Origin of the sequence: Klebsiella sp. JN_Kp121 (genome assembly GCF_040062145.1) — a bacterium.
Classification (GTDB): domain Bacteria; phylum Pseudomonadota; class Gammaproteobacteria; order Enterobacterales; family Enterobacteriaceae; genus Klebsiella; species Klebsiella aerogenes.
The window spans coordinates 1-20,079 of the sequence record NZ_JBEAHX010000001.1 but is presented as its reverse complement, the minus strand read 5'-3'; the positions used below and the strand labels follow the sequence as shown (position 1 = coordinate 20,079).

Below are 20,079 nucleotides of genomic sequence, written 5' to 3'. Positions count from 1 at the left end.
TAAATCCAGAAAACTCTGATTTCGGGTATCTCTTGCCGTCCTGGCATGTGGTTTTTTGTTTTATCAAGGAACAAGCAGTATGCGCAAAATCGCATTCTTTATTGCGATGCTTCTGTTGCCGTGCGTGTCATTTGCTGGGTTACTCAGCAGTAACAGCCCGACAACGCCGGTTAGCAAAGAATATAAACAGCAGTTAATGGGCTCTCCCGTTTATATCGAGATCTTCAAAGAAGAGCGGATGCTCGATCTCTACGTCAAAATGGGCGAAACCTACCAGCTTCTCGATAGCTACCGGATCTGTAACTACTCCGGCGGCCTCGGGCCGAAGCAACGCCAGGGCGATTTTAAAAGTCCGGAAGGATTTTATAACGTCTCGCGCAGTCAGCTAAAACCAGACAGCCGCTTTTATAAAGCGATCAATATCGGCTTCCCGAATGCCTACGATCGCGCGCACGGCTATGAAGGTAAATACCTGATGATCCACGGCGCCTGCGTTTCCGTCGGCTGCTACGCGATGACCGATACCGGCATTGACGAGATCTTCCAGTTTGTCACCGGCGCGCTGGTATTTGGCCAGCCAAGCGTGCAGGTCAGCATCTACCCGTTCCGCATGACCGACGCCAACATGGCGCGACATAAGTTCTCGTACTATGCGGATTTCTGGAAGCAGCTGAAGCCAGGCTATGACTACTTCCAGCAGACCCACAAACCGCCGGTGGTTTCGGTGATGGATGGCCGCTATATCGTCAGCAAGCCGCTCAGCCACGAGGTTATCCAGCCGCAGCTGGCCTCAAACTATACGCTCCCCGAGGCAAAATAACGCCCACTCGCCTGGCATGATTTTATTCCAGGCCTCATTGCCGGTCAGCGGCTGAGTGGCGATAACGGAGACCACATCGTTTGGTGTGGTCTCACGTTGAAAATCAATTTCCACATCCTGATCCAGCAGCTTCGCCACGCCAAACGGCGCCCGACGGGTGATCCAGTACAGGTTGGTTGAACAGTACGCCATCACATAGCGCCCGTCCGATAACAGCATATTAAACACGCCCTTCTCGCGCATTTCGCCCGCCAGCGTCGCGATGTATTTAAACACGCCGACCATATTGCCAGGCGTGCGCGGATAGCGCTCGGTTAAACGGTGCAACAGCCAGCAGAAAGCCGTTTCGCTGTCGGTCTCGCCCACCGGGCGGAAATTTCCCGTCTTCAGCGATTTATAACCCTTGAGCTGCCCGTTATGGGCGTAGGTCCAGTGGCGGCCCCACAGTTCGCGGGTGAACGGATGGGTGTTCTCCAGCGCCACTTCGCCGCGGTTGGCCTGACGGATATGGGCAATGACGGAACAGGATTTGATGGGATAATCCTGTACCAGTTTGGCTATTGGCGACTGAAAGCTCGGCTGCGGATCTTTAAATGTGCGACACCCTTTCCCTTCGTAAAAGGTAATACCCCAGCCGTCTTTATGCGGCCCGGTGCCGCCCCCGCGCTGAACCAGCCCGGAGAAGCTAAAACAGATATCGGTCGGCACATTGGCGCTCATCCCGAGCAATTCGCACATAGATCACCTCATACCACTGCACAAAATATCCTGCCGCTAAAGCCTTGTCGCCGCGGCTCCTCAACATGGAAGCCACGGCGCCGTCATCATGGCAAGTTAAGCTTTAACCATCTCTTTTTCGATCAACATAATCAGAATATGAATCACCTTAATGTGAATCTCCTGAATGCGATCGGCGTAACCGAAATGCGGTACGCGGATTTCCACATCGGCGGAACCCGCCATTTTGCCGCCGTCTTTACCGGTCAGGGTGATCACTTTCATACCCTGCGCGCGCGCGGCTTCAATCGCTTTGATCACGTTGCCGGAGTTGCCGGAGGTGGAAATGCCCAGCAGAACATCGCCTGCGCGGCCAACCGATTCAACATAGCGGGAGAAGACATATTCATAGCCAAAATCATTACTCACGCAGGACAGATGGCTGACGTCAGAAATAGCGATCGCCGGATAACCAGGGCGGTTCTCGCGATAACGCCCGGTCAGCTCTTCCGCAAAATGCATCGCATCGCAATGAGAACCGCCGTTGCCGCAGGAAAGCACTTTACCGCCAGCTTTGAAGCTATCCGCCAGCAGTACCGCCGCGCGCTGGATAGCGTGAATGTTGGCCTCGTCCTGCAGAAAGTTGGCCAGCGTTTCCGCGGCTTCGTTCAGTTCGTTACGAATAAGATCCTGGTACATGAGGATAATCCTTCAGTATTGGTTGGAATAACCCTGGCAGTGTACCGGATAGCCGCCGAAGCGAGAAGCAGCAGGCAACGTTATCCCTCGTCCTTTTGATTTTACGTGCCGCTTTTCCAGCCAACAATGTGAGCAAGGTTGTAATTATTTTGTAAACACATTGCTAAAACAAATTACATCCACTACAACCAATACATCACAAGTGGTCAGACCTCCTACAAGATAAGGGAGCATTTCTCTATGATGATTTTGAGTATTGTTGCAACCGTAGTGTTACTCGGCGTGCTCTTCTATCACCGAGTCAGCCTGCTTCTCAGCAGCGTGATTTTGCTCGCCTGGACCGCGGCGCTCAGCGTGGCGGGGCTGTGGAATATCTGGCTGCTGTTGCCGCTGGCGATTATCCTGCTGCCGTTCAACTTTGCGCCGATGCGTAAATCCCTTTTCTCCGCCCCGGCATTCCGCGCCTTCCGCAAAGTAATGCCGCCGATGTCGCGTACGGAAAAAGAAGCCATCGATGCCGGCACCACCTGGTGGGAAGGCGATCTGTTCCGCGGCAACCCGGACTGGCACAAGCTGCATAACTATCCGCAGCCGCGCCTCACCGCCGAAGAGCAGGCTTTCATCGACGGCCCGGTAGAAGAAGCCTGCCGCATGGCGAACGACTTCGAAATTACCCATGAAATGGCGGATCTGCCGCCGGAGCTGTGGGCGTACCTGAAAGAGCATCGCTTCTTTGCGATGATCATTAAGAAAGAGTACGGCGGCCTGGAGTTTTCCGCCTATGCCCAGTCTCGCGTACTGCAAAAACTGTCCGGCGTTTCCGGGATCCTGGCGATCACCGTCGGCGTGCCTAACTCCTTAGGGCCGGGCGAACTGCTGCAACATTACGGTACCGAAGAGCAGAAAAATCACTACCTGCCGCGCCTGGCGCGTGGTCAGGAGATCCCATGCTTCGCGTTGACCAGTCCGGAAGCGGGCTCCGACGCCGGCGCGATCCCGGATACCGGCGTAGTCTGTATGGGCGACTGGCAGGGTCAGCAGGTGCTGGGGATGCGCCTGACCTGGAACAAGCGCTATATCACCCTCGCGCCAATCGCCACCGTACTGGGCCTGGCTTTCAAACTCTCAGACCCGGACCGTCTGCTGGGCGGCGAAGAAGAACTCGGTATCACCTGCGCGCTGATCCCTACCTCAACGCCGGGCGTGGAAATTGGCCGTCGTCACTTCCCGCTGAACGTGCCGTTCCAGAACGGCCCCACTCGTGGTAAAGATATTTTCGTACCGATCGATTACATCATCGGCGGTCCGAGCATGGCCGGCCAGGGCTGGCGTATGCTGGTTGAGTGCCTGTCCGTGGGTCGCGGTATTACTCTGCCGTCCAACGCCACCGGCGGCCTGAAATCCGTCGCTATGGCGACCGGCGCCTACGCCCACATTCGCCGTCAGTTCAAAATCTCGATTGGTAAAATGGAAGGGATCGAAGAGCCGCTGGCGCGTATCGCAGGCAACGCCTACGTAATGGACGCCGCCGCTTCGCTGATTACCTACGGGATTATGCTTGGCGAGAAGCCGGCGGTGCTGTCGGCAATCGTTAAATATCATTGTACCCACCGCGGCCAGCGTTCAATCATAGACGCTATGGATATTACCGGCGGTAAAGGCATCATGCTGGGCGAAGGCAACTTCCTTGCCCGCGCTTATCAGGGCGCGCCGATCGCCATTACCGTTGAAGGGGCGAATATCCTCACCCGCAGTATGATGATCTTTGGTCAGGGGGCGATTCGCTGCCATCCGTATGTACTGGATGAGATGGCCGCCGCGCAGAACAATGACGTTAATGCCTTCGATAAGCTGCTGTTTAAACATATCGGCCATGTCGGTAGCAACAAAGTACGCAGCTTCTGGCTGGGCCTGACTCGCGGCCGCACCAGCAGCGCGCCGACCCGTGATACTACACGTCGCTACTATCAGCACATGAATCGCCTGAGCGCCAACCTGGCCCTGCTGTCGGATGTATCAATGGCGGTACTGGGCGGCAGCCTGAAGCGTCGCGAACGTATCTCCGCGCGTCTCGGCGACGTGCTGAGCCAGCTTTACCTGGCATCGGCGGTGCTGAAACGTTATGACGATGAAGGCCGTAATGAAGCGGATCTGCCGCTGGTCCATTGGGGCGTGCAGGATGCGCTGTATCAGGCAGAGCAGGCTATCGATGACCTGCTGAAAAATTTCCCGAACCGCTTTGTCGCCGGCGCGCTGCGTCTCGCCATCTTCCCGACCGGCCGTCACTACGATGCGCCGTCCGACAAACTGGATCATAAAGTGGCGAAAATTCTGCAGGTTCCGAGCGCGACCCGCTCCCGTATCGGTCGCGGCCAGTACCTGACGCCAAGCGAACATAACCCGGTTGGCCTGCTGGAAGAGGCGCTGCTGGATGTGATGGCGGCGGACCCAATCCACCAGCGCATCTGCAAAGAGCTGGGTAAAAATCTGCCGTTCACCCGCCTGGATGAGCTGGCCACTAATGCCCTGGCCAAAGGGTTAATTAATCAGGAGGAAGCCTCGATTCTGACCCGTGCGGAAACCAGCCGTCTGCGCAGTATTAACGTTGATGATTTCGCAGCGGATGAACTGGCGACCAAACCGGTAAAGCTGCCGGAAAAAATCCGCAAGATTGAAGCGGCATAATAAAAGCAATACTGCACATCACGACGAAGGCGGGGAATTTCCCCGCCTTTTCTTTTGTTACTCCCCCGCCAAAGTAGCATTTTTTTAACAAAATATTCCATGCCGCCTCCCGCTGCTGATATGGTATTAAAATTATCTAAACGCCCTCTTTATAATGGAGTTCACCACTGTGCCTGGCTTGAAAATTACGCTGTTGCAGCAACCGCTGGTGTGGATGGATGGTCCCGCCAACCTGCGCCATTTCGATCGTCAGCTGGAAGAAGTGAGCGGGCGCGACATCATTGTACTACCTGAGATGTTTACTACCGGTTTTGCCATGGAAGCGGCGAAGCAGTCGATGCCGCAGGAAGAGGTCGTTGAGTGGATGCAGGCGAAAGCGGAGCAGACCAACGCGCTGATTGCCGGTAGCGCGGCATTGCAGACCGAACGCGGCCCGGTGAACCGCTTTCTGCTGGTAGAGCCCGGCGGTAAAACGCATTTTTACGATAAGCGTCACCTGTTCCGCATGGCGGATGAACATCACCATTATGAGGCAGGAACCGAACGAGTGGTCTTTGAATGGCGCGGCTGGCGGATTCTGCCGCTGGTGTGCTATGACCTGCGCTTCCCGGTATGGTCGCGTAACCACAACGATTACGACCTGGCCCTGTATGTTGCTAACTGGCCTGCCCCGCGTTCGCTGCACTGGCAATCGCTGCTGGTCGCCAGAGCTATTGAAAACCAGGCCTACGTCGCCGGCTGCAACCGCGTCGGCACCGATGGCAACGGCCACCACTATCGGGGTGATAGCCGTATCATCAGCCCGCAGGGAGAGATTATCGCCACCGCCGAACCGCATCAGGCGACGCGGCTCGATGCCGATCTGTCGTTGGCCGCGCTGCAGGAGTATCGCGAGAAATTTCCGGCCTGGCAGGATGCCGATCCTTTCACGATCGGCTAAACACTTTTCGGGAGCCGCTGCGCTCCCTTTTTATTCCACCACGATCCGCAAAGCGCAGTAGACCAATAACGCTGCCAATACCCAGTTCAGTTGCCGCCCGTACAACAAAAACAGGCGCTGAAACAGATGCCCCGCCAGCGCCCAGCACAGATTTCCCAGCGCACCAATCGCCGCCAGCAGCAGACTCACGCTAATGAGCCAAATCGGCTCGCGGGTAACGGGCAGGACAAAGGTAGAGAGCGCGGTGATGCCATACAGAATAATTTTTACGTTGACGAACTGCAGGCCCAGGCTCGCCCAGAAACCCACCGGCTCTGTACTCAGCGCACCTGCCCCCGGTTTGCTTTTGGCTATCTGCCAGGCCAGCCACAGGATATACGCCGCGCCAATCCATCCCAATATCCGGGTAAATCGCGAGTCGAGTTCCACCAGCGAAAAGGTTAAAGCCGCGCAAATCAGCATAGTGATAATAAAACCAATGCTCATCCCCGCCAGCACCCGCAGGCTGCGGCGTAAGCCATGGGCGGTGACGCTGCTGAGGGCAAGAATATTATTGGGGCCGGGAGTCAGCGCGGTTATCAGGGTATAAGTCAAAAAAGCACTAATCAAAGCTGGGGTCACTTGTCTTCTCCTTCGTTTTGGCAGACAGTACCCGAAGCTATTCATTTAAAAAAATGAATGTTTTCTGATTCTGAATTCGATAATTTCGATAGTTGGTGGCGAAATGGATCTGCGGCGTTTTATTACTCTCAAGACGGTAGTGGAAGAAGGCTCGTTTTTACGCGCGGCGCAAAAACTATGCTGTACGCAATCCACCGTGACCTTTCATATTCAACAGCTTGAGCAAGAACTTGCCGTTCAGCTGTTTGAAAAAATAGGCCGCCGCATGTGCCTGACCGAATCCGGTAAAAAGGTGCTGCCGCACGTCCATGAACTGGCGAGGGTGATGGAAACCATTCGTGAGGCGGCTCGCGAGGATAGCGAACCGGCTGGCGAGCTGCGCGTTGCCTGTGGGGAAACCCTGCTGGCCTATAAAATGCCGCAGGTGCTACAGCGCTTTAAACAACGAGCGCCGCAGGTACGCTTATCATTGCAATCACTTAACTGTTATGTCATCCGTGATGCGCTACTCAACGATAGCGCCGATTTGGGCGTGTTTTATCGGGTTGGCAACGATGACGCGTTAACCATGACAAGCTTTGGCCAGCAGCCGCTGACGCTGGTCGCCTCGCCGCAGCATCCGGCGGTCGATTTTACCCGCTGCGGGCAACATATCCCGCTGAGCTTTGTTATCAATGAGCCACAGTGCGTATTTCGGCAAATTTTTGAAAGCACGCTGCGCCAGCGCGCCATTACCCTGGAAAATACCATTGAGCTCTGGAGTATCGAAAGTATTAAGCAGTGCGTGGCGAGCAATCTTGGCGTCAGCTATCTGCCGCGTTTCGCCGTTGAGGAAGAGCTTAAGCGCGGTACGCTGGTTGAACTCCCGTTCAGCGATATTCCACTCACTATTAACGCGATATGCGCTCATCACGCCGGTAAAGTAGTTAGCCCGGCAATGCGGGTATTTATGCAGTGTGTTGAGGAGGCGTTAGGGGCGGATTAAATGATAATTCCCCCAAACGACGAAGGCCTGAATCATTTCTGATTCAGGCCTTCTGAATAGTGGCGGAACGGACGGGACTCGAACCCGCGACCCCCTGCGTGACAGGCAGGTATTCTAACCGACTGAACTACCGCTCCGCGTTGTTGTTCCGTTGGGAACGAGGCGAATATTACGGTTTCCCTACATCGCCGTCAACGCTTTTTCTTCACTTTTGAATCGTTTGCTGCAAAATTAGCCCGCCCGCCTATTTTTAGCGCATATTACCGGCAATCAGGCGCGCCACAGGCAGCTTCCGCCCTTCTTTTGCACCAGGTCGAGACGCGATTCATGGTCCGCCAGCTCGCTATCAGAGGCATAAACCACGCGTAATTTACTGGCGGCGCGGACAACGCGCTGTATTCCAATATCGCCGGCCTGCTGTTGGCCTTCTCCTTCCATCGAAAACGCCATGCTGGTCTGCCCACCGGTCATCATCAGATAGACGTCAGCCAGAATCTGGGCATCGAGCAACGCGCCGTGCAGCGTACGCTTGCTGTTGTCTATTTCATAACGTGAACAGAGCGCATCAAGGCTGTTACGCTTGCCGGGGAACATCTTACGCGCCAGCGCCAGGCTATCGGTGACCTTACAAAAGGTTTCCGTTTTCTCAATGCCGCGGTTCAGCTTTTTGAATTCATAATCCATAAAGCCGATATCGAACGATGCGTTATGGATGACCAGCTCCGCGCCGCGGATATACTCCATGAACTCATCGGCAACGTCGGCAAATGTCGGCTTATCCATGAGGAATTCATCGGCAATACCGTGAACGCCGAAGGCTTCAGGGTCCACCAGCCGGTCGGGCTTCAGGTAAACATGGAAGTTATTACCGGTGAGGCGACGGTTGATCACCTCTACGGCGCCGATCTCGATGATCTTATGCCCTTCATAGTGGGCGCCGATCTGGTTCATACCGGTGGTTTCGGTATCGAGAACAATCTGTCGTGTAATTGCAGTGCTCATAGCGGTCATTTATGTCAGACTTGTCGTTTACATATCGATTTCAATTACAGGAAGTCTACCAGAGATGCTCAAACAGGTAGAAATTTTCACCGATGGTTCTTGCCTGGGGAATCCAGGGCCTGGCGGCTACGGCGCTATTATGCGCTATCGCCAGCATGAAAAAACCTACAGCGCGGGCTACCGCCTGACGACTAACAACCGCATGGAACTGATGGCTGCCATCGTCGCTCTCGAAGCGCTTAAAGAGCACTGCGAAGTGGTGCTAAGTACCGATAGCCAGTACGTCCGCCAGGGGATAACCCAGTGGATCCATAACTGGAAGAAACGCGGCTGGAAAACGGCGGACAAAAAGCCGGTTAAAAATGTCGATCTGTGGAAACGCCTTGATGCCGCTCTCGGCCAGCATCAGATTAAATGGGAATGGGTCAAAGGCCATGCCGGACACCCGGAAAACGAACGCTGCGACGAACTTGCGCGCGCCGCTGCGTCTAACCCCACGCTGGACGACGTCGGCTACCAGCCGGAAAGCTAATTCCCCCCGTCGCGCCACTGCCTGGTGGCGCCAACGGCCGGACGCAGCTGCGTCTTCGCCTTCCCGGACTTCATCGGATTTAGCGTCAACGGAATGGTTCTTTTCCGCGCGACGATCATTTGCAAACATCCCAAAGCAGGCAGATGAGTACTTAGCATTTTTCCCCCCTGCTTCGACCAGGGCAGCACCTGATAGCGACCGTAGTGCAGCACCTCAAAATTGAGCAGCGCCAGCCAGTCAAGCTGTCGCGTCATGGTAAACATCCGGCTGTTATAGGGGATAGTTTTTCGCAGAACCGGCGTCACTTTGCGCAATCCAATCAGGCTCAGCGGGTTAAAAGCAGTCAAAATCATCCAGCCATCGTCAATCAGCACGCGGTCAGCTTCGCGCAACAGCCGGTGCGGATCGCTGCACCATGGCAAAGTATGCGCCAGTAAACAGGCATCCACCGATTTGGCGGCGAAAGGAAGAGACAGCGGGTCGGCTTTGACCTGGATCGGACTTCCCCCCAGCGAAACGTTCACCTGATGGGAGATCGCGCAGGCTTCGGTATTGATTTCCGCGCTCAGATTGCCAATCTTAAGTAGATGAAAGCCATATAATTTAGCCAGCCACGGTTTCATATGCCGTTCCAGCGACTCGCGATAGTATTCACCCCACGGCATACTGGACCAATGCTCTGGAGCTGTAATTGTATGAGGTATCCTTGCCGGCTTCATCGCAACCTTCCGCAACGCTTTGAGAGGTAATTTATGAATCTTATCAGTATTCCTGCATTTCAGGACAACTACATCTGGGTTGTTAGCGACGATAGCCGTCGTTGTGTGATAGTCGATCCCGGTGAAACCGCGCCGGTACTCGCGGCCATTGAAGAAAACAACTGGCAGCCAGAAGCGATTTTGTTAACCCACCACCACCATGATCATGTTGGCGGCGTGAAAGAACTGCGGCAAAAATTTCCGCAACTTGTGGTTTACGGGCCGGCAGAAACCCAGGATAAGGGAAGCACGGATATTGTATCTGATGGCGATAGCATTACTCTTTTGGGTCACGAATTTTCTATTTTCGCCACGCCAGGTCACACATTAGGACATATCTGTTTCTACAGCAAACCTTATCTATTTTGTGGCGATACAATGTTTTCCGGCGGCTGCGGCAGGCTGTTCGAAGGTACAGCAGATCAAATGTATCAATCATTTATGAAAATAAATGCCCTTCCCGCTGACACCCTAATTTGTTGCGCACATGAGTACACTTTAGCAAACATGAAGTTTGCATTGAGTATCCTGCCAGATGATATGGATATAAAGGATTACTACCATAAAGTTAAGGAGTTACGCGCAAAAAACCAAAAGACACTACCCGTTACTCTGAAAAATGAACGCCGTATAAATTTATTTTTACGTACGGATGACAATGATTTAATTAAAGAAATATCCAAAGAAACAAATTTGCAACACTCAGCGCAAAGATTTGCATGGTTAAGGTCAAAGAAAGATGACTTCTGAGATTTAACGCTTGTCATCCTCGGCCTTCACCGTTATCCTTGCTCGTCTTTTAAGCAACTATTGACACACACATGAAGGCACGAGCGATATTACTCGCCTCTGTCCTGCTGGTAGGGTGCCAGGCGTCGAAGCACGACGGCACCGTAGAACAGCGAGCACAGAGCCTTTCTGCAGCTGGTCAAGGGGAAGCAGGCAAGTTCACAAGTCAGGCGCGATGGTTAGATGATGGAACCCTCTACGCGCAAGACCAGGATCTGTGGACTTCCATAAGCGACGAGCTAAAGATGGGAATTCCGGAAAACCCCCGGATTCGCGAACAGAAACAGAAGTACTTACGTAATAAGAGCTATCTCCACGATGTAACTTTACGGGCTGAACCGTATATGTACTGGATAGCCGGGCAAGTTAAGAAACGTAACATGCCAATGGAACTGGTATTACTACCCATAGTGGAGAGCGCTTTTGACCCACACGCGACGTCTGGCGCCAATGCCGCAGGCATTTGGCAGATCATTCCGAGCACAGGGCGCAATTATGGTTTAAAACAGACCCGCAGTTACGATGCGCGTCGTGATGTCGTTGCGTCTACTACCGCGGCGCTGGACATGATGCAACGTCTGAACAAAATGTTCGACGGCGACTGGTTACTGACCGTCGCGGCATATAACAGCGGCGAAGGCCGGGTAATGAAGGCCGTGAAGGCGAACCGTTCGCGTGGTAAACCCACCGATTTTTGGTCGCTCTCGCTGCCGCGTGAAACCAAGGTCTACGTGCCAAAAATGCTGGCTTTGAGCGATATTCTCAAAAACAGCAAGCGTTACGGCGTGAAGCTGCCAACGGCTGATGAAAGCCGTGCGCTGGCGCGCGTTCGCCTCGATAGTCCGGTTGAGATTTCTCAGCTAGCGGACATGGCAGGAATGCCGGTTAGCAAGCTGAAAACCTTCAACGCTGGCGTAAAGGGATCAACGCTTGGCGCTAGCGGGCCAAAGTACGTCATGGTGCCTCAGAAGCACGCTGCTCAACTGCGTGAGTCTCTGGCCTCTGGCGACATTGCCGCCGTACAACCGACGCAGCTAGCTGACAATACGCCGCTGACCAGCCATAGCTACAAGGTACGTTCTGGCGATACGATTTCCGGGATTGCTTCGCGTCTCGGCGTCACCACCAGGGATCTGCAGCAGTGGAACAACCTGCGCGGTTCAGGGTTGAAAGTTGGACAGAATCTGGTTGTCGGCGCAGGCAGCAGCGCGCAACGTCTGGCGAACAACAATGATAGCATCACCTATCGTGTTCGTAAGGGCGACTCGCTATCGAGCATCGCAAAACGCCACGGCGTCAATATCCGCGACGTTATGCGCTGGAACAGCGATACCGATAACCTGAAGCCTGGGGATCAGCTAACGCTGTTTGTGAAGAACAACGACAGACCTGAATCCTGATTTCAGAATAACGAGAAAGGCACCGATTCCCCGGTGCCTTTTTTATTGCCAGCGCTACACTGCTTTATGCGCTTCAAACATGATGGTATCGCTGGTAAACGATCCATCCTGCTGTAATTCGAAGTAGGCTTTAACCTCCGCCGATGCGCTCTGCTGATATAAGCGAATCGCCTCCGCCAGCGCTTCTGGCGTGCGCATCCGCGCGACCCAGGAGCTAAATTCCAGCGACAGACGATCGGTCAATAAATGATTGATCGCCAGCCCTGCGTCGTTGGCCAGCGCCAGCCACTCGCCGCTGGAGTAATTACGCACGTGCGAGGTATCGCGCAGCGCTTCCACGGTTTGCAGCCAGACATCACGTACCGGATGTCCCGGAGACATTACGTCCATGATGATCATCACCCCGCCCGGCTTCAATACGCGTTTCACCTCGCGCAGCGCCTGGCCGACATCATGCCAATGGTGAGCAGAGTAGCGGCTAATCACCACATCAAAACTGGCGTCGGCAAACGGCAGCTTTTCAGCATACCCCTGCTGAGTGACGATGTTGGTAAAGCCTTTGTCTTTTGCCGCCTGAGCGACAACCTCCAGCATCTGGCTCGATAAATCATACGCGGTAACCTGCGCTACCTGGCCTGCGGCGGTAAAACTGGCGTGCCCTGCCCCGCATCCCATATCCAGCAACGTTGCCTGCGGGAAATCCGCCAGCCGTTCCGCCAGACGCTGCAGATCGCGCCCGGAGGCGTGTACGGCGCTGGTCAGATAGGCGCTTGCCTGTGAGCCAAACTGCTTTTCGACGTTGTCATGATGAGAGCGTGTTGTCATTGTGTTGTCCTTCGGTGGTTTGAGTAATAAAGGGCAGCATCGTGCTGAACGCAGACCTGCCCGATGGCAGGCCTGACATACCTTAATTAATCAGGCTTGCCGGGACTGAATTCGACTAGTAGCGGGTTGTGATCGGAAGCGCGGGTCACCAGCACGGAGGCATCGTGCACGCTTAAGCCGCGGTAGAACACAAAATCGAGCGGGCGACCAAACGCGCGGCGGCGCTGATCGTCAGAGAAACGAACTTCGCGTAACGACATCTCACGCGCAAAGCGGTACAGCGCGTTCATCCGCGGGCGGCTCCAGGCGTTGAAATCACCAGCCATGATTACCGGCCCGCTGTGATGGGCAATCTGATCGCCAATTGGCAGCAGCTGTTTACTATAGACATCGACGCCAAGACTAAAATTAACCGCATGGATATTCACCACCATTAACAGCCGCGCATCGGGCAGCGGATAAACGGTCACTAACGCCGATTTAGGCAAACGTAAAATAGGTTCGCGCTCGCGCAAGGGACAGCAATAGATGGGGTGAGCGGAGGCCAGCGTCATCACGCCGGAAGGATGCTGCGGCAATACCAGCGCCGGCACCTGATCGGCGGCCAGATAGTTTGAAGTCGCGAACCTGACCAGTTCTGGGGTGGTTTGCGCCTCCTGCAACAGGACTAGATGCGCGTCTTTGCCGAAATTTTTGAGCACTGACTGCCATTCTGCACGCTGCTGCTTAAAGATATTCCACACCAGCACGCGAATTTTCTCATCGCTGCTTAATGGCGCGCCGGCGGGATAAACCGGACTGACGCCCGCAAACGCCCCCGGAGGCAAGATTCTCTCCGCGGGTTGTCCGGCGACATAGCGCATGGCATAGGTATTCTTTCGCAATTTGGGCATTCAACCTCGATAACAGGAAACCAGCCCGACTGCGGCTGGTTCTTCTGTTATAGGGATTTTCCCATACACTTTCAATGCAATTTGCGAGAAAGCCTTATCCTTCGAGAGAAACGGCTGCCGAACGGCGTGGAGATTTATCTAAACGACCGCTCAGTACGACCAGTAGCAAAGCAACCAGCACAATCAGCGCGCCAATCCACGGCGTCTGCGCCAGACCGTACAGCTCGACCGTCTGTCCACCAATGACCGAACCAAGGGCAATACCGATATTAAAGGCTGCGATGTTCAAACCAGAAGCAACATCAACGGCGCCCGGCGTGTATTGTTCAGCCTTTTGTACCACATAGACCTGCAGACCCGGAACGTTGCCGAAGGCGAAAATGCCCATCACCAGTACCGTTGCCAGAGCGGCGTAGTGCAGATTGGCCGTGAACTGGAAGACCAGCAACAGCACCACCAACGCAGCGAAGATAAATTTCAACGCGGCGACAGCGCCATGTTTATCGGCGAGCTTACCGCCCCATACGTTACCGATAGCGACGGAGATACCGTAACCCAGTAGGATCCAACTGACCGCAGACGGGCTAAAGCCAGCCAGCTCCTGCATCATCGGCGCGAGGAAAGTAAATGCGGTAAACACGCCGCCATAGCCCAGCGCGGTAATCGCGTAGATCATCAACAGGCGCGGATGGGTCAAGACTTTCATCTGATCGCGCAGGCTGGTGCCGGCGCGGCCCGGAATATTATTCGGCACCAGGATCAGGCTGCTGATAAGCGCAATGACGCCCAGAATCGATACCGCGAGGAACGTTTCCCGCCAGCCAAAATGCTGACCGATGAACGTCCCGAAAGGCACCCCGGTTACCAGCGCGACCGTCAGGCCGCCGAACATGATAGCAATGGCCGAGGCGGCTTTCTCTTTTGGCACCAGGCTGGTGGCAATCGTCGAGCCGATAGAAAAGAATACGCCATGCGCCAGGCCGGTCAGCAGGCGGGCCATAATCAAAGTGCCATAACCCGGAGCCTGCCACGCTAGCAGGTTACCGGCGGTAAACAACACCATTAACGCCAGCAGGAGCTGTTTACGCGGCATACGCCCGGTTAACGCGGTCAGCACCGGGGCACCAATCGCCACGCCTAGCGCATAGATGGAAACCAGCAGGCCCGCAGACGGCAGCGAGATAGCCAGTTGTTCGGCGATGGTCGGTACCAGGCCGACGATCACAAATTCGGTAGTGCCAATAGCAAAGGCACCGATGGTTAATGCAAGTAGCGCCAGTGGCATAATTTACTCCGTAGCATCAGGATTAAGATGACACGTAGTATGAAGGGATGTTTAAATAACAAAAACAATCAAAATCTCAATAGAATTTTGCTATAGGTGCAACAATGAGAGCCACGTCAGAAGAGATCGCTATCTTCGTCGCCGTAGTGGAAAGCGGCAGTTTTAGCCGGGCGGCCGAGCAGCTCGGGCAGGCAAACTCTGCCGTCAGCCGGGCAGTCAAAAAGCTGGAATCAAAGCTAGGCGTTAGTTTGTTAAACCGGACCACGCGCCAGCTGAGCCTGACAGAAGAAGGCGAGCGTTATTTCCGCCGCATGCAGGTAGTGTTGCAGGAGATGGCGGCTGCTGAGAACGAGCTTCTGGAGACGCGCACTACCCCTCGCGGATTGCTTCGCGTTGATGCCGCCACCCCGGTGATGCTGCATTTTTTAATGCCGCTGGTAAAACCGTTTCGCGAACGTTATCCAGAAATGACGCTCTCGCTGGTCTCCTCGGAAACCTTCATTAATCTTATAGAGCGTAAAGTCGATGTCGCGATCCGCGCGGGTACCCTAACCGATTCCAGCCTGCGCGCCCGCCCGCTGTTCAATAGTTATCGCAAGATCATCGCCTCGCCTGATTATATCGCCCGCTACGGCACCCCGGTGAATGCGGAAGATCTTGCGGATCATCTCTGCCTGGGGTTCACCGAGCCTGTCTCGTTAAATACCTGGCCTATTGCCGCCAGCGATGGCCAATTACTGGAAGTCGGTTGCGAAATTACCTCTAACAGTGGCGAAACGCTAAAACAGCTCTGTCTTGGCGGCAATGGTATTGCCTGTCTATCGGATTATATGGTGGATAAAGAGATTGCCAGCGGGGAGTTTGTGGAGCTACTTGCCGACAAGCGCTTGCCGGTGGAGATGCCTTTCAGTGCGGTGTATTACAGCGACAGAGCCGTCAGCACGCGTATCAGGGCATTTATTGACTTTCTGAGTGAGCACGTCAAACAGCTCCCGAAGGAGCTGTAAGAAACTATCGTCCGGCAGCGGCGTCAACCGCCTGCCGGAATCGGTGGATTAATCCCACTTCGGCGCCAGACCTTCCGGGCTTACCAGACGGTCGTTGCAATCCAGCGCGGCAATCGCTTTACGATCTTCATCATCCAGCTTCAGATCCAGCGCTTTCAGGTTGCTCGCCAGATTTTCACGCTTGGTGGAAGATGGAATAACCGCATAACCTTCGCCCATCGCCCACGCCAGAATAACCTGTGCCGGGGTCGCATTATGTTTCGCCGCGATACGGGCAATCACTTCATCTTTCAGCGCCTTACCGTAGGCCAGCGTCATGTAAGAGGTGATATGGATACCGTGTTCACGCGCCCAATCGACCACTTTACGGTTCTGCAGGTACGGAGACAGTTCAACCTGGTTGGTCGCGATATTTTCAGCGCCAACGGCAGCGATCGCACGTTCCATCAGTGGAATAGTGAAGTTAGAGATACCGATCTGTCGGGTCAGACCCAGCTTCTTCGCTTCCATCAGCGCAGCCATAAACTCTTCAACAGCAACCGCATCGTTCGGCGACGGCCAGTGAATCAGCGTCAGATCAACATAATCGGTGCGCAGCTTCTGCAGGCTCTCTTTCAGGCTGGCGATCAGCTTGTCTTTACTCAGGTTTTCGATCCAGATTTTGGTGGTGATGAACAGTTCATCACGCGGCACGCCGCTTTCCGCGATAGCCTGGCCAACAGCGGCTTCGTTTTCATAGATCTGTGCGGTATCGATAGTACGATAGCCCAGCTCCAGCGCCATTTTTACAGAGTTGATGACTACGTCGTCTTGCAGACGGAAAGTGCCAAGACCAAATGCAGGGATTGTCATGATTGATGTTCCTCGTTAATTATTCGTTTCGCTTAACTGAGGCCATTATGGGTGAAGGTTGGGTTGGGAAAAAGATCGATAAATGCAGAGGATTTTTGCTGATTTAGCAATAATTAGAATGGAGAAAACAAAAAAGCCCTGAGCAAATGCTCAGGGCTTTTAATAAGTGGCGGAACGGACGGGACTCGAACCCGCGACCCCCTGCGTGACAGGCAGGTATTCTAACCGACTGAACTACCGCTCCACCGAATTTTTTCTACATCTACCGGTTTAATGCCCCGGTTTTACTGCAAATTTGATGCCTGGCAGTTCCCTACTCTCACATGGGGAGACCCCACACTACCATCGGCGCTACGGCGTTTCACTTCTGAGTTCGGCATGGGGTCAGGTGGGACCACCGCGCTATCGCCGCCAGGCAAATTCTGTTTTCAACACGTCCTCAGGACGCATCGAGTAATCTGTATCACGCTGAAAATCATCTCAAATCGCCAAAACACCTTCGGCGTTGTAAGGTTAAGCCTCACGGTTCATTAGTATCGGTTAGCTCAACGTATCGCTACGCTTACACACCCGACCTATCAACGTCATCGTCTTTAACGTTCCTTCAGGAGACTTAAAGTCTCAGGGAGAACTCATCTCGGGGCAAGTTTCGTGCTTAGATGCTTTCAGCACTTATCTCTTCCGCATTTAGCTACCGGGCAATGCCATTGGCATGACAACCCGAACACCAGTGATGCGTCCACTCCGGTCCTCTCGTACTAGGAGCAGCCCCCCTCAATTCTCCAGCGCCCACGGCAGATAGGGACCGAACTGTCTCACGACGTTCTAAACCCAGCTCGCGTACCACTTTAAATGGCGAACAGCCATACCCTTGGGACCTACTTCAGCCCCAGGATGTGATGAGCCGACATCGAGGTGCCAAACACCGCCGTCGATATGAACTCTTGGGCGGTATCAGCCTGTTATCCCCGGAGTACCTTTTATCCGTTGAGCGATGGCCCTTCCATTCAGAACCACCGGATCACTATGACCTGCTTTCGCACCTGCTCGCGCCGTCACGCTCGCAGTCAAGCTAGCTTATGCCATTGCACTAACCTCCTGATGTCCGACCAGGATTAGCTAACCTTCGTGCTCCTCCGTTACTCTTTGGGAGGAGACCGCCCCAGTCAAACTACCCACCAGACACTGTCCGCAACCCCGATAAGGGGCCAACGTTAGAACATCAAACATTAAAGGGTGGTATTTCAAGGTTGGCTCCACGCAGACTGGCGTCCACGCTTCAAAGCCTCCCACCTATCCTACACATCAAGGCTCAATGTTCAGTGTCAAGCTATAGTAAAGGTTCACGGGGTCTTTCCGTCTTGCCGCGGGTACACTGCATCTTCACAGCGAGTTCAATTTCACTGAGTCTCGGGTGGAGACAGCCTGGCCATCATTACGCCATTCGTGCAGGTCGGAACTTACCCGACAAGGAATTTCGCTACCTTAGGACCGTTATAGTTACGGCCGCCGTTTACCGGGGCTTCGATCAAGAGCTTCTCCTTACGGATAACCCCATCAATTAACCTTCCGGCACCGGGCAGGCGTCACACCGTATACGTCCACTTTCGTGTTTGCACAGTGCTGTGTTTTTAATAAACAGTTGCAGCCAGCTGGTATCTTCGACTGATTTCAGCTCCACCCGCAGGGGCTTCACCTACATATCAGCGTGCCTTCTCCCGAAGTTACGGCACCATTTTGCCTAGTTCCTTCACCCGAGTTCTCTCAAGCGCCTTGGTATTCTCTACCTGACCACCTGTGTCGGTTTGGGGTACGATTCAATGTTACCTGATGCTTAGAGGCTTTTCCTGGAAGCAGGGCATTTGTTACTTCAGCACCGTAGTGCCTCGTCATCACACCTCAGCGTTAAAAGGTACCGGATTTACCTGGAACCTCCGCCTACATGCTTAAACCGGGACAACCGTCGCCCGGCTAACATAGCCTTCTCCGTCCCCCCTTCGCAGTAACACCAAGTACAGGAATATTAACCTGTTTCCCATCGACTACGCCTTTCGGCCTCGCCTTAGGGGTCGACTCACCCTGCCCCGATTAACGTTGGACAGGAACCCTTGGTCTTCCGGCGTGCGGGCTTTTCACCCGCATTATCGTTACTTATGTCAGCATTCGCACTTCTGATACCTCCAGCAACCCTCACAGGCCACCTTCGCAGGCTTACAGAACGCTCCCCTACCCAACAACACATAGTGTCGCTGCCGCAGCTTCGGTGCACAGTTTAGCCCCGTTACATCTTCCGCGCAGGCCGACTCGACCAGTGAGCTATTACGCTTTCTTTAAATGATGGCTGCTTCTAAGCCAACATCCTGGCTGTCTGTGCCTTCCCACATCGTTTCCCACTTAACTGTGACTTTGGGACCTTAGCTGGCGGTCTGGGTTGTTTCCCTCTTCACGACGGACGTTAGCACCCGCCGTGTGTCTCCCGTGATAACATTCTTCGGTATTCGTAGTTTGCATCGGGTTGGTAAGTCGGGATGACCCCCTAGCCGAAACAGTGCTCTACCCCCGAAGATGAGTTCACGAGGCGCTACCTAAATAGCTTTCGGGGAGAACCAGCTATCTCCCGGTTTGATTGGCCTTTCACCCCCAGCCACAAGTCATCCGCTAATTTTTCAACATTAGTCGGTTCGGTCCTCCAGTTAGTGTTACCCAACCTTCAACCTGCCCATGGCTAGATCACCGGGTTTCGGGTCTATACCCTGCAACTTAACGCCCAGTTAAGACTCGGTTTCCCTGCGGCTCCCCTATACGGTTAACCTTGCTACAGAATATAAGTCGCTGACCCATTATACAAAAGGTACGCAGTCACACCCGAAGGTGCTCCCACTGCTTGTACGTACACGGTTTCAGGTTCTTTTTCACTCCCCTCGCCGGGGTTCTTTTCGCCTTTCCCTCACGGTACTGGTTCACTATCGGTCAGTCAGGAGTATTTAGCCTTGGAGGATGGTCCCCCCATATTCAGACAGGATACCACGTGTCCCGCCCTACTCTTCGAGTTCACAACCTGTGCATTTTGGTGTACGGGACTATCACCCTGTACCGTCGGACTTTCCAGACCGTTCCACTAACACACAAGCTGATTCAGACTCTGGGCTGCTCCCCGTTCGCTCGCCGCTACTGGGGGAATCTCGGTTGATTTCTTTTCCTCGGGGTACTTAGATGTTTCAGTTCCCCCGGTTCGCCTCGTTAACCTATGTATTCAGTTAACGATAGTG

The 20,079-nt window shown here is 54.1% G+C and carries 17 protein-coding genes, 2 tRNA genes and 2 rRNA genes; 8 read left to right on the top strand and 13 right to left on the bottom strand.

The features are described from left to right. Positions 1-79: 79 nt before the first annotated feature. Positions 80-820 (top strand): peptidoglycan meso-diaminopimelic acid protein amidase, encoded by a 741-nt coding sequence (gene dpaA, locus ABLU86_RS00105; RefSeq protein ID WP_015704469.1) that lies wholly within the window; start codon positions 80-82, stop codon positions 818-820. On the opposite strand, the gene ABLU86_RS00100 is transcribed toward dpaA, so the two are convergent. Together ABLU86_RS00100 and lpcA are read right to left on the bottom strand one after the other, a co-directional pair. Further along, a complete protein-coding gene (locus ABLU86_RS00100; protein ID WP_015368120.1) occupies positions 791-1,558 on the bottom strand; it encodes a class II glutamine amidotransferase in 768 nt (255 codons plus the stop codon). The genes dpaA and ABLU86_RS00100 overlap by 30 nt on opposite strands. Positions 1,559-1,654: 96 nt before the next feature. Continuing rightward, the gene (gene lpcA / locus ABLU86_RS00095) at positions 1,655-2,236 is read right to left on the bottom strand and encodes a D-sedoheptulose 7-phosphate isomerase (RefSeq protein WP_004099149.1); all 582 of its coding nucleotides are present in this window, start codon (positions 2,234-2,236) and stop codon (positions 1,655-1,657) included. Between the two features lie 240 nt (positions 2,237-2,476). On the opposite strand from lpcA, the gene fadE reads away from it, so the two are divergent. After that, positions 2,477-4,921, top strand: a complete 2,445-nt coding sequence (gene fadE, locus ABLU86_RS00090; RefSeq protein ID WP_015368121.1) for an acyl-CoA dehydrogenase FadE — start codon at positions 2,477-2,479, stop codon at positions 4,919-4,921. A gap of 169 nt (positions 4,922-5,090) precedes the next feature. Beyond that, complete coding sequence (locus tag ABLU86_RS00085) at positions 5,091-5,861, top strand: amidohydrolase (protein ID WP_042895758.1); 771 nt, start codon at positions 5,091-5,093, stop codon at positions 5,859-5,861. Between the two features lie 30 nt (positions 5,862-5,891). Here ABLU86_RS00085 and eamB read toward each other — a convergent pair whose 3' ends face one another. Further along, complete coding sequence (eamB, locus tag ABLU86_RS00080) at positions 5,892-6,482, bottom strand: cysteine/O-acetylserine transporter (protein WP_032707488.1); 591 nt, start codon at positions 6,480-6,482, stop codon at positions 5,892-5,894. Positions 6,483-6,585: 103 nt separating this feature from the next. Between eamB and ABLU86_RS00075 the strand changes: the two genes are divergently transcribed. Further along, the gene (locus ABLU86_RS00075) at positions 6,586-7,467 is read left to right on the top strand and encodes a LysR family transcriptional regulator (RefSeq protein WP_348796064.1); all 882 of its coding nucleotides are present in this window, start codon (positions 6,586-6,588) and stop codon (positions 7,465-7,467) included. A gap of 60 nt (positions 7,468-7,527) precedes the next feature. Here ABLU86_RS00075 and ABLU86_RS00070 read toward each other — a convergent pair. Beyond that, a tRNA-Asp gene (locus tag ABLU86_RS00070) sits at positions 7,528-7,604 on the bottom strand. 133 nt (positions 7,605-7,737) lie between these two features. Next, positions 7,738-8,469: a DNA polymerase III subunit epsilon gene (gene dnaQ / locus ABLU86_RS00065; RefSeq protein ID WP_015368125.1), complete on the bottom strand. Its 732-nt coding sequence runs from the start codon at positions 8,467-8,469 to the stop codon at positions 7,738-7,740. 64 nt (positions 8,470-8,533) lie between these two features. On the opposite strand from dnaQ, the gene rnhA reads away from it, so the two are divergent. Beyond that, a complete protein-coding gene (gene rnhA / locus ABLU86_RS00060) occupies positions 8,534-9,001 on the top strand; it encodes a ribonuclease HI (protein ID WP_015368126.1) in 468 nt (155 codons plus the stop codon). On the opposite strand, the gene ABLU86_RS00055 is transcribed toward rnhA, so the two are convergent. Continuing rightward, positions 8,998-9,720, bottom strand: coding sequence for a class I SAM-dependent methyltransferase (locus ABLU86_RS00055; RefSeq protein WP_015704466.1), 723 nt, complete (start codon positions 9,718-9,720; stop codon positions 8,998-9,000). The two genes, rnhA and ABLU86_RS00055, sit on opposite strands and share 4 nt — an antisense overlap. Before the next feature lie 33 nt (positions 9,721-9,753). Here ABLU86_RS00055 and gloB point away from each other — a divergent pair, with 33 nt between their 5' ends. Next, on the top strand, positions 9,754-10,509 hold the full coding sequence (gene gloB / locus ABLU86_RS00050) for a hydroxyacylglutathione hydrolase (protein ID WP_032712668.1): 756 nt from the start codon (positions 9,754-9,756) through the stop codon (positions 10,507-10,509). 71 nt (positions 10,510-10,580) lie between these two features. Continuing rightward, positions 10,581-11,948 carry a murein transglycosylase D gene (gene mltD / locus ABLU86_RS00045; RefSeq protein WP_032705449.1) on the top strand — a complete coding sequence of 456 codons (1,368 nt, stop codon included), beginning with the start codon at positions 10,581-10,583 and terminating at the stop codon, positions 11,946-11,948. Between the two features lie 54 nt (positions 11,949-12,002). Here the strand turns inward: mltD and ABLU86_RS00040 are convergent, their stop codons facing one another. The 3 genes from ABLU86_RS00040 to ABLU86_RS00030 all read right to left on the bottom strand — a co-directional run bounded on the left by ABLU86_RS00040 (position 12,003) and on the right by ABLU86_RS00030 (position 14,951). Then, positions 12,003-12,773, bottom strand: coding sequence for a class I SAM-dependent methyltransferase (locus tag ABLU86_RS00040; protein ID WP_045366732.1), 771 nt, complete (start codon positions 12,771-12,773; stop codon positions 12,003-12,005). 86 nt (positions 12,774-12,859) lie between these two features. Beyond that, positions 12,860-13,657, bottom strand: a complete 798-nt coding sequence (locus ABLU86_RS00035; RefSeq protein ID WP_015704463.1) for an endonuclease/exonuclease/phosphatase family protein — start codon at positions 13,655-13,657, stop codon at positions 12,860-12,862. Positions 13,658-13,760: 103 nt separating this feature from the next. Continuing rightward, the gene (locus ABLU86_RS00030; protein ID WP_101739275.1) at positions 13,761-14,951 is read right to left on the bottom strand and encodes an MFS transporter; all 1,191 of its coding nucleotides are present in this window, start codon (positions 14,949-14,951) and stop codon (positions 13,761-13,763) included. Between the two features lie 104 nt (positions 14,952-15,055). Here ABLU86_RS00030 and yafC point away from each other — a divergent pair, with 104 nt between their 5' ends. Beyond that, entirely contained in the window at positions 15,056-15,958 is a 903-nt protein-coding gene (gene yafC, locus ABLU86_RS00025) for a DNA-binding transcriptional regulator YafC (RefSeq protein WP_045413152.1), read from the top strand. Between the two features lie 48 nt (positions 15,959-16,006). On the opposite strand, the gene dkgB is transcribed toward yafC, so the two are convergent. From dkgB to ABLU86_RS00005, 4 genes are all read right to left on the bottom strand, one after another. Then, positions 16,007-16,810 (bottom strand): 2,5-didehydrogluconate reductase DkgB, encoded by an 804-nt coding sequence (gene dkgB, locus ABLU86_RS00020; protein ID WP_032712664.1) that lies wholly within the window; start codon positions 16,808-16,810, stop codon positions 16,007-16,009. 167 nt (positions 16,811-16,977) lie between these two features. Continuing rightward, positions 16,978-17,054: transfer RNA gene (locus ABLU86_RS00015), tRNA-Asp, on the bottom strand. 56 nt (positions 17,055-17,110) lie between these two features. Next, positions 17,111-17,226: ribosomal RNA gene (gene rrf / locus ABLU86_RS00010) — 5S ribosomal RNA — on the bottom strand. Positions 17,227-17,319: 93 nt separating this feature from the next. Then, a 23S ribosomal RNA gene (locus tag ABLU86_RS00005) occupies positions 17,320-20,079 on the bottom strand; the annotation flags it as partial.

What these genes read in the sequence shown, in the direction of transcription:
- ABLU86_RS00030 (WP_101739275.1), bottom strand. Translation starts at nt 14,951, where the DNA reads ATGCCACTGGCGCTACTTGCATTAACCATCGGTGCCTTTGCTATTGGC.
- gloB (WP_032712668.1), top strand. Translation starts at nt 9,754, where the DNA reads ATGAATCTTATCAGTATTCCTGCATTTCAGGACAACTACATCTGGGTT.
- dpaA (WP_015704469.1), top strand. Translation starts at nt 80, where the DNA reads ATGCGCAAAATCGCATTCTTTATTGCGATGCTTCTGTTGCCGTGCGTG.
- yafC (WP_045413152.1), top strand. Translation starts at nt 15,056, where the DNA reads ATGAGAGCCACGTCAGAAGAGATCGCTATCTTCGTCGCCGTAGTGGAA.
- ABLU86_RS00055 (WP_015704466.1), bottom strand. Translation starts at nt 9,720, where the DNA reads ATGAAGCCGGCAAGGATACCTCATACAATTACAGCTCCAGAGCATTGG.
- fadE (WP_015368121.1), top strand. Translation starts at nt 2,477, where the DNA reads ATGATGATTTTGAGTATTGTTGCAACCGTAGTGTTACTCGGCGTGCTC.
- ABLU86_RS00075 (WP_348796064.1), top strand. Translation starts at nt 6,586, where the DNA reads ATGGATCTGCGGCGTTTTATTACTCTCAAGACGGTAGTGGAAGAAGGC.
- lpcA (WP_004099149.1), bottom strand. Translation starts at nt 2,236, where the DNA reads ATGTACCAGGATCTTATTCGTAACGAACTGAACGAAGCCGCGGAAACG.
- ABLU86_RS00040 (WP_045366732.1), bottom strand. Translation starts at nt 12,773, where the DNA reads ATGACAACACGCTCTCATCATGACAACGTCGAAAAGCAGTTTGGCTCA.
- dnaQ (WP_015368125.1), bottom strand. Translation starts at nt 8,469, where the DNA reads ATGAGCACTGCAATTACACGACAGATTGTTCTCGATACCGAAACCACC.
- rnhA (WP_015368126.1), top strand. Translation starts at nt 8,534, where the DNA reads ATGCTCAAACAGGTAGAAATTTTCACCGATGGTTCTTGCCTGGGGAAT.
- mltD (WP_032705449.1), top strand. Translation starts at nt 10,581, where the DNA reads ATGAAGGCACGAGCGATATTACTCGCCTCTGTCCTGCTGGTAGGGTGC.
- dkgB (WP_032712664.1), bottom strand. Translation starts at nt 16,810, where the DNA reads ATGACAATCCCTGCATTTGGTCTTGGCACTTTCCGTCTGCAAGACGAC.
- ABLU86_RS00100 (WP_015368120.1), bottom strand. Translation starts at nt 1,558, where the DNA reads ATGTGCGAATTGCTCGGGATGAGCGCCAATGTGCCGACCGATATCTGT.